This window comes from Trueperaceae bacterium (assembly GCA_036381595.1).
GTDB lineage: Bacteria > Deinococcota > Deinococci > Deinococcales > Trueperaceae > DASVCN01.
This window is the reverse complement of record DASVCN010000024.1, coordinates 88,403-100,911: the sequence shown is the minus strand read 5'-3', so window position 1 is coordinate 100,911 and position 12,509 is coordinate 88,403. Positions and strand designations below refer to the sequence as shown.

Below are 12,509 nucleotides of genomic sequence, written 5' to 3'. Positions count from 1 at the left end.
CTCCCTGACCACCGCCCGCTCCGCGCTGCACTGGACGGCTCCAGCCTTTGCTACTATCGGTCGCGATGCCCGTAGCACTGCTGAGCGTGTCGGACAAGACCGGCCTCGTGCCCCTGGCCAAGGGCTTGCGCGAGGCCGGCTTCACGTTGATCTCGACCGGTGGCACCTACCGGACGCTGCGCGAGGCGGGACTCGACGTGAAGGCTGTCTCCGACGTTACCGGCTTCCCGGAGATCTTGGACGGCCGGGTCAAGACCCTCCATCCGGCCATCCACGCCGGGCTCCTGGCACGCGAGCTTCCCGAGCACCGCAGTCAGCTCGAGGAAAGGGGGATCGAGCCGATAGACGTCGTCGTCGTCAACCTCTACCCGTTCGTCGATACGATCTCGCGACCCGGCGTCGACTTCGCCGAAGCGGTCGAGCAGATAGACATCGGGGGCCCGGCGATGCTCAGGGCGGCCGCCAAGAACCATGAGCGGGTCTGGGTGGTCGTCGATCCTGCCGACTATCCGCGACTGCTCGAGGAGCTGGACCGTCCCGGGGGTGGCGCGGAGGCCAGGCGCGCCTTCGCTCGCAAGGCGTTCGCGCATACGGCCTCTTACGACGGCGCGATAGCCGGTTATCTGGAGGGGACGGGGGAGGCGCTTCCCGAGCGGCTCACGGTGCGGCTCGAGCGCGCCGAACTGCTCCGCTACGGCGAGAATCCGCACCAACAGGGGGCTCGCTACCGCGAGGCCGGTAAGCTCGGCTGGTGGGACGGCGTCGTGCAGCACAAGGGCGCCGGGCTCAGCTATCTGAACGTCTTCGATGCCGAGGCGGCGTGGCGCCTGGTGTTCGAGTTCCGTCGACCGGCCTGCGTGATCGTCAAACACGCCAATCCTTGCGGAGCGGCGGTGGCGGGGGAGGTGGGCGAAGCCTACTCCAGGGCGTTCGCTGCCGATCCCAAGAGCGCCTTCGGAGGAGTCGTAGCCGTGAACAGGCCGGTCGACGAGACCACCGCGGCGCAGGTGATGGCCAATCCGAAGGCCGACGTGCTGATCGCGCCGGGGTACGACGAGAGCGCTATGGCGCTGCTCAAGTCGAAACGGAAGGCGATGAGGGTACTCTCCGCACCCGCTCCCGGGGAGAGGGAGCGGGAGTTGCGCCGGGTGGGGGGAGGCTTCCTGGTTCAAGAGCCTGACGTAGTGGAGATCGACCGCGCAGCCTGGAGGGTGGTCACCGAAGCTCAGCCCAGCGAGGAGCAGTGGCGCGACCTGGAGTTCGCCTGGATCGTCTGCGCCCGCACCACCTCCAACGCCATCGTGCTGGTCCGGGACGAGGTGGCCGTGGGCATTGGCGCGGGACAGCAGAGCCGCGTCGACGCCGCCCAGATCGCTGCCGCTAAGGCGGCCGGCCGGGCTGTGGGCGGAGCTTGCGCCAGCGACGCCTTCTACCCCTTCAGGGATGGTCTCGACGCCGCTGTGGAGGCCGGCGTGGCTGCCGTGATCCAGCCTGGCGGCTCGGTTCGTGACGACGAGGTGATAGCCGCCGCGAACGAACACGGGATAGCCATGGTGATGACCGGCAGGCGCCACTTCAGGCACTGAACCGCCTTGCTCGGCGGCGGGTGAACTAGAGAACGACGAACGAATCCACGCGAGCTTCGAGTGACCTTCTTGACTCCCTGTCCCCGCTGTCTGGCCGGGAGCGGCACGCTGCGCGTCCTGCACGTATCATGCGAGTATTCATCCCAAGATACAAGCGGTTGTAGCGGTTGCGCGGATAGGGCACAACATCTTGTATCCCCGTGAGCTTCCTGGTACTCTTCACTAACCAATTGGTCAAGACGCACGTTCCGGCCCCAGCGGCCCTTTGCGTGCTCCTGACGGTTCGGGAGGGAACATCGTGGGGAAGTCATCGCCGTCTACCGACCTCGAGTTGCTTGCGAAGTTCGACGACCACGCGGTCGCGATCGCCAAGCGGCAATACTTTCAGCCGGGCGACGAAGATCTGGCGGGGATGTTCGACAGGGTGGCCAGCTGGGTCGCCCAGCCGGAGAGCGAGCCGGACAGGGAAGCGTACCGGCTGGCCTTCTTCGATCTGATGGCTTCGAAGCGCTTCTGCCCCGGAGGTCGCGTCCTCGCCGGCGCCGCCACCCAGCACGGTAACGTCCTCAACTGCTTCGTGCAGGACGGCCGCCCGGAGGAGGAGGGTTCGACTCCCTGGGTGCTGCGCCTCGCCACCAAGCTCGCCCTCGTGACCAAGGTGGGCGGGGGGAACGGGCTCTGTCTCGATCCGATCGCGCCCAAGAGGCCGTTCGACGGCAAGGTGGGCCGGCTCTACCTGACCATCTCCGGCAAGCACCCGGACTACGAGAAGGTCCGTGACGGCACCTTCATGGACCTGGTGCACGGCAAGTACGTGACCCGCGGCTACCGTTACCTCGCCTTCGTCGACTACGACGCGGTGCCGGCCGGGGTGAAGGTCGCCCAGGTGGGTGACTCGGTGGAGAGCATCTGGGGCCAGGCGGGCGAGACGGCCCAGAGCCTCCTCGCCGGTGAAGACGTTCTCGTCGACCTGAGCGCGTTACGACCTGAAGGCACGCCGGTCAACGGTTCGGGCGGTACCTCGAGCGGACCGTCGTCGTTCGCCGTCGAGGTCTTCGACAACTTCGGCTACTGGGCGAGCCTGGGCGGGGCGGACTACGCCGGACCGATCGCGACGCTGCGTTATGTCTTCGCTCCCACGCTCAGGGCGATCAGGCAGGGGGGATGCCTTCATCCAGATACCTTGGTCAATACGAGCCGTGGCACCCTTCGGCTATCCGAGCTGGTCGACGGTCACCAGTACGGCTGGCAGGACCACCACCTGAAGGTGGCGACAGACGAGGGGTGGAAGGAAAGCCCGAAGGGGTTCAACAACGGGAACGCTCCTACGCTCCGAGTGACGCTCGCGAATGGCCAGACGATCCGCGGAACCGCTCGCCACCGTCTCAAGGTAGTGCGTGAGGACGGGACTAGGGAGTGGGTACGGCTCGAGGATCTGCAGACGGGCGACCACGTAGTCCAGGTGCTCGACCAGCACACCGGAGCTCCTGTCTTGCTGAGACCCGTTGACGTCCCTCATCACAACGCCACGCCCATCAGGATGCCCGAGATCCTGGGAGAGCGGCTGGCCTTCTTCCTCGGCTACCTCTGGGGCGACGGCTTCGTGAGTGACGGTCGCGTTGGCTTCGCGGTCTCGCACGGCTCACCGATGGTGGAGGCGACGCCGCGCCTCTTCGAGGAACTCTTCGGCCTCACCGTGTCGCTGGAGCAGAAGGAAAACGACGCGAGCCTGGTATTCGTGACCAAGGCGGCCCACCTCATCGCCTGGCTCGAAGCCAACGGACTGAACAAGGGTAAGGCCCGGACGCTACAGATGCCGAAGGCGATCAGGATGGCTCCTCGTCCCGTCGTGGGAGCTTTCCTGCGTGGCCTGTTCGAAGCCGACGGCACGCTTGCCCACGGAATGCCTAGCCTTTCGACTGCATCGGCTGGATTGGCCGAGGATGTGGCCACCATGCTCGCCGGCCTCGGCATCCCCAGCAAGCGGCGAACCACGAGCGGCTCGCCTCACCGGCACCGGTACTCGAAGCACTCCATCCATATGGTCAGAGTCGTAAGCGCCAAGGGACTCGAACGCTTCATGGAGAGAATCGGTGCTCTGCCCGGTTCGAGACTGGAAGCGGCCGGCGAGCACATCCCCGACGAAGCACGCGAGAAGTCGTGGATCTTTCCTCATCCGGAGGCCCTGCTGGGCGAGATCCTCACCAGCATGCCTGCGGGCGTGAAGGGTAGGCCGTCGGAATACACTAAGGCGCGCAAGACCCTGTCCCGTTACATCCGTGGCGAGCGTAACCTGACGGCAACCGCCTATACCCGTCTGCGAACAGACCCTCAGATCGCCGAGCGCTTGCCCGAGTTCGCCTACGACGAGTATTACGTGCCTGTAGTCGACGTCTCCGAAGCGGGTCGCAGCCTCACCCTCGACCTGTCGGTAGACGAAAACAAGACGTACCTGGCGAACGGGTTCGTGAGTCACAACACCCGTCGTGGGGCTGGGATGGCGACGATGTCGATTACACACCCCGACATCCACGACTTCATCACAGCCAAGGATCTCGAGCGTGAGCGGCTCGAGGGTGACATCAGCACCTTCAACATCTCGGTTCTCGTGAGCGACGAGTTCATGGAGCGCTCCCGCGCAGAGGGCCATCAGGGTGTGCTCAAGGAGATCGCCGAGCACGCCTGGCAAACCGGCGAGCCTGGCCTCATATACATTGACAGGATCAACCAGTACAACCCGATGCGCGAGGCGCTGGGGGAGATAAGGGCGACGAATCCCTGCTTCCCGGCCGACGTGCGTATCGCTACTCACCGCGGTCTTCTCACTCTGGGCGAGCTTTACGAGTCGCAAGCCGAGCTGATCGTGGCGTCGGACCGGCGAGTACTGCATGACGAGCTGGGGGTCTCGCCGCGAGGTGCCGTGCCGGTGTTCAAGACCTCGGACTCGGAACCGGTCTACCGGCTAGTTACCAAGCATGGGTACGAGGTGCGAGCCACCGCGAACCATCAGTTCCTCACTCCCTCTGGCTGGACCGAGTTGCGTCATTTGAAGTCGGGCGACACCCTCTACGTTCAGAGCGGCGAAGGGATGTGGAGCGATCAGTACGAGTTCGACCTCGAGGTGGTCGAGGCGCACGCCGAACTGGTCGCCACGGCAGGCAGTAACAACCGAGGTGGTGCCGAGTCGAGGACCGGTCGTAGGGACATAAGAGAGCGCTTCGCCGGGATGCCGACGAGGTGGAGCAGGGAACTCGGCACCTTCCTGGGCTTCATGGTAGGAGATGGCTTCGTCAGTGCCGACAAGTGCGGGATCAGCTTCGCGAACGAGGATTACGTTGAGCTGACCGACTTCATTACTCAGTACCATGAGTGGTTCAACGGTAGCGAGCAGCACCACGAGAGCTCCGTGCAGCTGAAGTTCGGCCGGGTCCTCATCGGTTACCTCGCGTCTCTCGGCCTTGATTCGGCCAAGGCCGCCTCGAAGCGCGTTCCGCAAGCGATCTTCCGAGCGCCACGGGAGGCCGTCATCGGGTTCCTTCAGGCCCTTTTCACAGCCGACGGTACGGTGAACCACACTGCGAACAAGAAGAGCTGCAGCATCAGGCTCGCCAGCGCCTCCCGTGGCCTGCTAGGCGACGTTCAGCTGCTGCTCTCCAATTTCGGGATCGTTAGCAGCATCCACCTCCGTCGTTCCGGAGGTGTGAAGGCGATGCCGGACGGCAAGGGTGGCAGCCGCGACTACCCCTTTACTGATCAATACGAATTGATCATCGACAAGGCGAATCGCGATACGTTCGTGCAGAAGATCGGCTTCCTGACCGAAAAGAAGCAGCAGAAGGTTCTCGACTTCATCGCCTCCAAGAGCCGAACGAGCAACAGCGAGCATTTCGTAACGAAGGTCGAAGAGATCGTCGTCGACGGCCTGGAAGCGGTGTACGACACCACCGAGCCCGTTGCGCACTCGATTGTCGCCAACGGTCTGGTAGTACATCAATGCGGCGAGATCCCCCTGTTTCCCGGCGAACCGTGCGATCTGGGCGCCATCAACCTCGCCGCCTACGTGAAACGTGGCGGGATGGGCATGGATGGCTTCGACATCGGCACTTTCCGCAACGACGTGAAGACCTGCATCCGCTTCCTCGACAACGTCCTCGAGGTGAACCGCTTCGCCCTCCAGGACAACCGCGAGATGAGTCACTACCTGCGGCGCCTCGGATTGGGGATCATGGGCCTCGCCGATGCCCTGATCCTGATGGGTTACCGCTACGACGACGATGAAGGCCGTGACGCTGTTACTCGGATGATCGAGGAACTGCGGGAGGCCGCGACCAGAGCCAGCGAAGAGCTGGCCGAAGAACGCGGAGTCTTTCCGGCCTTCCCGCAGAGCGACCTTGGCAAGGCGCGCCGCAACGTTGCCCTCCTGACGGTTGCCCCAACCGGAACCACCTCCATGCTCATGGGCGTTTCCTCCGGCGTCGAGCCGATCTTCGCGCCGTTCATCTACCGCAAGATCGGTGACTCTTACGCCGCGCTCATCGCCCCACTCTTCAAGGAACTGCTCGAGCGCCACGAACCGCACCCCGACTACCGCAAGGACGACGGCTGGGACTGGGAGAAGGTGGTCGAGGCGGTGCAGGCGAACCACGGCAGCGTCCAGGGTCTCGGCTTCATCCCCGACGACGTTCGTACCGTTCTGGTGTGCGCCCACGACATCGCCCCCGCCGACCACGTGAGGATGCAGGGGGTCGTGCAGAGGAGCTTCGACGGCGGCGAGCAGCGGGTGGCGAACAGCATCTCCAAGACCATCAACCTGCCGCAACAGGCGACGGTGCAGGACGTCTACGATGCCTACACGCTGGCATTCGACACCGGTTGCAAGGGGATCACCGTCTACCGCGACGGATCACGCGAGTTCCAGGTGCTTTCGACGAGCGCCAAGAAGGACGAGAAGAAGGCGGAGGCAGACGTGGAGAAGAGTATGCAGGCGGTCGCCGAGCCGGCCCCGACCCCTCGAGCGCAGGTCCCTTCGAACGCCGTGCCGGATCCCGCACCGAGACTCCCCGGTGAGCCGCTGTTCGACCGGCCGGTGCGCGTCAGCGGCTTCACCGACAAGGTCAAGCTCACTCTTCCCAACGGCGACAAGCGGGGCTTCTACGTCACCGTGAACAAGCAGGACGACCTGCCCACCGAGGTGTTCATCGTGAGCGGCAAGGCGGGTGACGAATCGAACGCCGACTCCGAGGCGCTCGGCCGTATGGTCTCCATCGCCCTGCAGTACGGGGTCCCGGCCGAGGCGATCGTCCACACTCTGCGCGGCATAAACGGCGGGATGTACGGCTCCTACCAGGGCCGGATGGTTGCCTCCAAGGCCGACCTCATCGCCGTCGCCCTCGAGACCGCCGGCGTCGAGAACACGCTCCAGAAGGGCAAGGGTTGCCCCGACTGCGGCGCGCCGCTACGCTTCGAAGAGGGCTGCGCCAAGTGCGAGAGCTGCGGCTACAGCAAATGCGGTTGAGCGACCGCTGACGATCACGAGCCGCACCGAAACGACTTCCCATGACCAAGCATCCCGGGCCCCTCGCCCGGGATGCTCCATCCATGCGCTCCCTGCCGCGTCGAAGTGGTCGTCACCTCGCAGTCGCGCTAATCTCGATGATGCGGCCGGAGGCTCCCGAGCCTGGGCGGAAGGAGTGCCATGACCAAACATAGGATCTACACGACGAGCGTCGCGAGCGTCTACCCCCATTACGTCGCCAAGGCCGAGAGGAAGGGCCGCTCCAAGGAGGAGGTCGACGAGATCATCTGCTGGCTCACCGGCTACAGTCGAGACGAGTTCGAAGGGCAGCTGGAGAAGGGGACGGATTTCGAGACGTTCTACGCCCAGGCTCCCCGCATGAACCCGGCGCGGGAACTGATCAAGGGCGTAGTCTGCGGCGTGCGGGTCGAAGAGATCGAAGAGCCTACGATGCGGGAGATCCGTTACCTCGACAAGCTCATCGACGAGCTGGCCAAGGGCAAGAAGATGGAGAAGATCCTGCGGCAGTAGCGGACCGAGCCGGACCGGTAGAGTCCCCGGTCAGAACGGGAGCGGAGTGACGGCACCGCTACGGGAAGCTGCGGGGGCCTTCGATGAGCGACCGGGCCCGGACGGTGACGCGCGGCGAGTCGTCAACTTCCGGTTAAGCGTCCTCCCATCGGACGTCCCGGCGTCAGCACTACTCTGCGGACATGAAGACGATACTCCTGCTCGCACTCATCCTGTCCACTCGCTTGCAGAACCCGGGGCAGGTCGATCCGGCGACCCTGCGGCTGCAGATCCGGCAGGCGACAGAACTGATAACGGTTTTCGGAGATCAACTCGAGCACGTATCACTGCTGGCCCCCACGGATGTCGTGGAGCGTCAGCTGATGGAGTTTTACGGACCCTACGTAAGCGACCGGCTCCTCGCGGCCTGGACCGCCGATCCCAGGGAGGCGCCGGGACGCATTACCTCCAGCCCCTGGCCCGTAGGTATCGAAGTGCTCGAGGTGACTCTGGAGGATGAGGAGGAGTTCCTCGTCCACGGCCAGATCGAGTTCGTCACCAGCGTTGAGCTGACGGCCGGTGAAGGCAAGGCCGCGACTACCCTGCCGGTGCTCATCCGGGTCGAACGCGAGCAGGGACCGTGGCAGATCACGGAGTTCCGGGCTGCCACAGGCGGCGACACGACCGAGGGGGTCACCGAACCGTGGAAGGCGGTCACGACGGACCGGTCGACTGTTCACTACCCGGCTGCTTTCGACGTCTCCGTAAGCAGTTCGGGACTGCCGCCCTCCTCCGTCCCACCCTGTGCCCACGGTTTCGCCCTCTGTGTCTACTACGCCGGCGACGACTACCGGGAGACGAACTTGATCAGCGCCGGTGTGGCTGTGAGGTGGCTAGACCTGCCGGAACAGCGGTGTGAGTCGGTGGCGGGCAACTACGCTGTCGTGGAGAACGTCCGGCGGGAGAGCCTCGGAGAGGACGAGTACCTCGTTTTCGAAACCTCCGAGGCGGCGATGAACAAGGCCGCTAGCGACGTCGTTTACCGCCGGTGGAGCGCCCGATCGTGCCTCGAGCTAGTCACCAGGATCGCCACGACCAACGTGGGCGTCTACGAGCCGGGCGCCGTCGCTGAACTGGGCGCCGATCAGCTCTCCACCTTGCGACAGCTGCTCCGGCGGATCGCCGCCACCCTCGAGGGGAACTCGATCGACTAATCCGCCCCCGCCGACCGCGCGGTCTGCATGTCTCGCGTGGCCCATGCCTTCTGAAGCAGTTCGAGGAGCAGGTCGCTGGGCTGCGCCCCGGAGACGCCGTACCGTCCGTCGACCACGAAGAACGGCACCCCGTTCGCACCCAGCCGCCGCGCCCGGGACTCGTCGGCACGAACCGCGTTCGCGAAGGCCTCGCCTGCGAGTACCTCACGCACCGCCGACTCGTCCAGGCCAACCTCCTTGGCCATGCCGGCCAGTACCTCGTGGTCGCCGATCGCCTTGCCTTCGCTGAAGTAACCGCGCATGAAACGCTCCTCCAGTTCCGACCGGCGTCCCAGCCCTTCGGCAAGATGGAGCAGGCGATGCGCGTCGAAGGTGTTGCCGGGTCGGGCCACGTCGAGCCTGTACTCGAGGCCCTCGCCCTTCGCCAGCTCGGTGACCTGCTCGTTCATCGCCCGAGCCCTCTCGAGGCCCACGCCGTACTTCCCAGCCAACATCTCGTCGAGGCTCACTTCGTACCGCCGCGGGGCGCCGGGGTCGAGCTCGAAACTCCGGCCCATCAACTCGACCTGCTCGGCATGGGGGAAGCGCGACAGGGCCGTCTCCATGCGCCGCTTGCCCAGGTAACACCACGGACAGATGATGTCGGTCCAGATCTCTACTCTCATCGAAAACCTCTGACTCCGATCCTCTCGACCCCTCGAAGCGACTATCTACCGGGAAGGGGCCACGACCGACTCTATCGGCCGGCGACCGTCCAGCCTGTCGGCCGAGAAGCCAACGGAGCGCGGCTCGCGGCCGGGTTATCCTTGGCGGCAGGGTCGGCATTCTCATCTCTTGCCAATGCCGCTGTTGCATTCTCCAGCGGGTGATCGAGGAGCGGTCGTTGAGTCGAGAAGCGCCAACGGAAGTATCCGAGGTCCGCATCGGTCGGGCCGGCCTCTTGCGGTCGCTGCTGATCGGCCTGCTGGGCATCGTCGCCGTCGCCACAGTGGCGAGCATCATCCTCGAGGGGCGATCGGCCCTCTCCCTGTACGGCGTACTCCCCGACCTGGTGATCGCCGTGTCGCTGATCCTCGGCCTCTGGCTCCTCAACCGCGGCCACCTCGCTTCGGTCGTGTGGCTCTGCTCCCTCATCCTCATAATCACCGCGGCCAACCGGCTCCGCTACGGGATCGCCGAGAACGAAGCCGCTCTGCTGATCCTCATCGCGCCGATCGCGCTCACCGGCTTGATCCTGGGGAGGATCCCGCTCTACATCGTCTCCGCTATCTGCATCGCCCTGCCGGCTGCGGTGGTGGCGCTCTACCGGTCGGGGGTTCCGGTCCCCACAGCCGGCCTACAGGAGATAGGGCCCATCGGCGCGGTAGTCCTCTTCGGCCTCATCGTGGGGCTCCTCGTCCTCTTCCTCGACCGCTTCGCCATCACGCTGCAGGACGCCCTCGAGCGCAGCTCGGCCCGGGAGCGGGAGTTGCGGAACGAGGTTGCCGAGAGGCAGCGGCTCGAGTCGAGACTGCAGCTCGCTACGGACGCCGCCAAGATCGGCCTCTGGAGTTGGGATCCGGATAGCGGTGAGGTCGACTGGTCGCCGCAGATGAAGAGACTCTTCGGCCTGCCGCCCGACGCCGAGATGACCGCCAATACCTTCCTGGAAGTGGTTCACCCCGAAGATCGAGAGAGGGTGTCGCTGGGCTGGGACGAACTCGAGAACTACAGCGGGCAACCGTATCGCGTGATACTGCCCGACGGAACTCTGCGCTGGCTCGTTGGCTCCGGTAAGAGCATGACGCTTCCGAACGGCAAGCGGATGGCGCTCGGGGCCGCGTACGAGGTGACGCCCCTGGTGGAGGCGGAAGCCGAGCGGCAGAGGCTCCTCGACCTCGAACAGGCCGCCAGGCGCAGCGCGGAGGGGTATGCCGATCGACTGAAGTTCCTGGCCGAAGCAGGTCGGATCCTCTCGGAGACCCTGAGCTACGAGGAGACCCTCGACCGTCTCGCCCACCTGGTCGTGCCCCGGATGGCCGACTGGTGCGCCATCGACGTGGTCGAGGAGGGGGACCGACTCGAGCGGGTTGCGCTGGTGCACAGCGACCGGGAGAAGATCGAGTTCGCCGAGAACCTGCGGCGCCGATACCCGCCGCAGGCCGATTCCGGTTCCGGGCCATACCGGGTAGTGCGAAGTGGCGAACCCATCCTGTTGGAACACGTCCCTGACGAGTTCCTCACGACGTTCGCTCGCGACGAGGCGCACTTGCAGATGTTGCGGGAGATGGGCTTCAGCTCGGCGATCGCCGCTCCCCTGACGAGCCGCGGTCGGACCCTGGGCGTCCTCACCCTCGTTCAGGCCGAGTCGGGGCGGCACTACGACAAGGATGACCTCGACCTGGCGATGCAGGTAGCCGAACGTGCCGGCATCGCGGTCGACAACGCCCGCCTCTACGCCCAAGCCCGTGACCTCAACGCCGAACTGGAGGAGCGAGTCGAGGCGCGCACCGAGGAGCTGCAGTCGGCGATCACCGAACTGGAGTCGTTCACCTACAGCGCCAGCCACGACCTCCGGGCACCGCTCAGGGGGATAAACGGCTTCAGCCAGGCGCTGATCGAAGATTACGCCGATGAACTCGACGGGACGGCCCGCGAGTACCTCCAGCGCATCCACGCCGGCGCAGTACGCATGGGTGAGCTGATCGACGACCTGCTGGCCCTCTCGCGCATTTCGCGGATCGACTTCATCCTCGAGACGGTCGACCTGACGGCCCTCGCGCATACTGCAATCGAGGCTCAGCGCCTCGCCGAGCCCGAGCGAAACGTGGAGGTCCGGGTGGAGGAGGGGCTCACAGCTTGCGCCGACGCCAGGCTGCTGCTCATCGCCCTGGAGAACCTCATCGGCAACGCCTGGAAGTTCACCCGGGAGAAGGAGCGGGCCCTCATCGAGGTAGGACGCAACGAAGATGGCATCTTCTTCGTGAGGGACAACGGCGCCGGATTCGACATGAGGTACGCGAACAAGCTGTTCGTACCGTTCCAGCGGCTGCACCCCGCCGATAGCTTCGGCGGCACCGGCATAGGACTAGCCACCAGCCGTCGCATACTCGAACGGCTCGGAGGAAAGCTGTGGGGCGAAGGGGAGGAGGGGAAGGGTGCTACCTTCTACTTCACCCTCCCGTCGTCTGCCGACGCGGTACGACGCACTGCCTGAGAGGGTGTCGTCGTTGTGTTGCCAAGGCCGGAGGCCTCTGTTAGACTACCTTTCGCTCGCGAACGCCAGGCGATCGCAGCGCTCGGTCGGCGGTAGCTCAGTGGTAGAGCGATCGGCTGTTAACCGATTGGTCGTAGGTTCGAATCCTACCCGCCGAGCCAAGAAGCCCCGTCCACGACGGGGCTCTTCTGTTTCCCTCAACTACTCCAGCTTGCGCGCCAGTCCGAGAGGGTGCGAGACGGCGTGACGAGCGGCCTCCCATGCATGCTTCAACTCCACCTCCTCGGCCGAGAGGGAGTTCTCGTCGACCTCGGCGAAGCGGGTCACCTCTTCGTCCTTCGCCTTGAGAACCTGGTTCAGTACCGCGTGGAGTGAGGCCCTTACCGCGAGGCCCTCGCGCAGCATGTCCTGCAGCTCGAGCACCCGGTTCACCAGGTCGTCGTGGCTCATCGCTTCGAGTTCGGCCCGGGTACGCTGCATTCAGCCCT

Annotated in this window: 7 protein-coding genes and 1 tRNA gene; 6 read left to right on the top strand and 2 right to left on the bottom strand. The window is 65.1% G+C overall.

Annotated elements, in window-relative coordinates; translation table 11 throughout:
- Nucleotides 1–65 precede the first annotated feature (65 nt).
- The 4 genes from purH to VF168_08580 all read left to right on the top strand — a co-directional run bounded on the left by purH (nucleotide 66) and on the right by VF168_08580 (nucleotide 8,825).
- Entirely contained in the window at nucleotides 66–1,586 is a 1,521-nt protein-coding gene (gene purH / locus VF168_08595) for a bifunctional phosphoribosylaminoimidazolecarboxamide formyltransferase/IMP cyclohydrolase (GenBank protein ID HEX7004232.1), read from the top strand.
- Nucleotides 1,587–1,884: 298 nt separating this feature from the next.
- The gene (locus VF168_08590; protein ID HEX7004231.1) at nucleotides 1,885–7,101 is read left to right on the top strand and encodes an LAGLIDADG family homing endonuclease; all 5,217 of its coding nucleotides are present in this window, start codon (nucleotides 1,885–1,887) and stop codon (nucleotides 7,099–7,101) included.
- Nucleotides 7,102–7,281: 180 nt separating this feature from the next.
- On the top strand, nucleotides 7,282–7,632 hold the full coding sequence (locus VF168_08585; protein ID HEX7004230.1) for a DUF2200 domain-containing protein: 351 nt from the start codon (nucleotides 7,282–7,284) through the stop codon (nucleotides 7,630–7,632).
- Nucleotides 7,633–7,814: 182 nt separating this feature from the next.
- Nucleotides 7,815–8,825: a hypothetical protein gene (locus tag VF168_08580; GenBank protein ID HEX7004229.1), complete on the top strand. Its 1,011-nt coding sequence runs from the start codon at nucleotides 7,815–7,817 to the stop codon at nucleotides 8,823–8,825.
- Here VF168_08580 and VF168_08575 read toward each other — a convergent pair.
- Nucleotides 8,822–9,490: a DsbA family oxidoreductase gene (locus VF168_08575; GenBank protein HEX7004228.1), complete on the bottom strand. Its 669-nt coding sequence runs from the start codon at nucleotides 9,488–9,490 to the stop codon at nucleotides 8,822–8,824. The two genes, VF168_08580 and VF168_08575, sit on opposite strands and share 4 nt — an antisense overlap.
- A 218-nt stretch (nucleotides 9,491–9,708) precedes the next feature.
- On the opposite strand from VF168_08575, the gene VF168_08570 reads away from it, so the two are divergent.
- On the top strand, nucleotides 9,709–12,021 hold the full coding sequence (locus VF168_08570) for an ATP-binding protein (protein ID HEX7004227.1): 2,313 nt from the start codon (nucleotides 9,709–9,711) through the stop codon (nucleotides 12,019–12,021).
- 86 nt (nucleotides 12,022–12,107) lie between these two features.
- Nucleotides 12,108–12,182: transfer RNA gene (locus VF168_08565), tRNA-Asn, on the top strand.
- A gap of 40 nt (nucleotides 12,183–12,222) precedes the next feature.
- On the opposite strand, the gene VF168_08560 is transcribed toward VF168_08565, so the two are convergent.
- A complete protein-coding gene (locus tag VF168_08560) occupies nucleotides 12,223–12,501 on the bottom strand; it encodes a hypothetical protein (protein ID HEX7004226.1) in 279 nt (92 codons plus the stop codon).
- Nucleotides 12,502–12,509 lie beyond the last annotated feature (8 nt).

Excerpts from the sequence above, each read along its gene's own strand:
- VF168_08575 (HEX7004228.1), bottom strand. The coding sequence starts at position 9,490 with ATGAGAGTAGAGATCTGGACCGACATCATCTGTCCGTGGTGTTACCTG.
- VF168_08560 (HEX7004226.1), bottom strand. The coding sequence starts at position 12,501 with ATGCAGCGTACCCGGGCCGAACTCGAAGCGATGAGCCACGACGACCTG.
- purH (HEX7004232.1), top strand. The coding sequence starts at position 66 with ATGCCCGTAGCACTGCTGAGCGTGTCGGACAAGACCGGCCTCGTGCCC.
- VF168_08580 (HEX7004229.1), top strand. The coding sequence starts at position 7,815 with ATGAAGACGATACTCCTGCTCGCACTCATCCTGTCCACTCGCTTGCAG.
- VF168_08585 (HEX7004230.1), top strand. The coding sequence starts at position 7,282 with ATGACCAAACATAGGATCTACACGACGAGCGTCGCGAGCGTCTACCCC.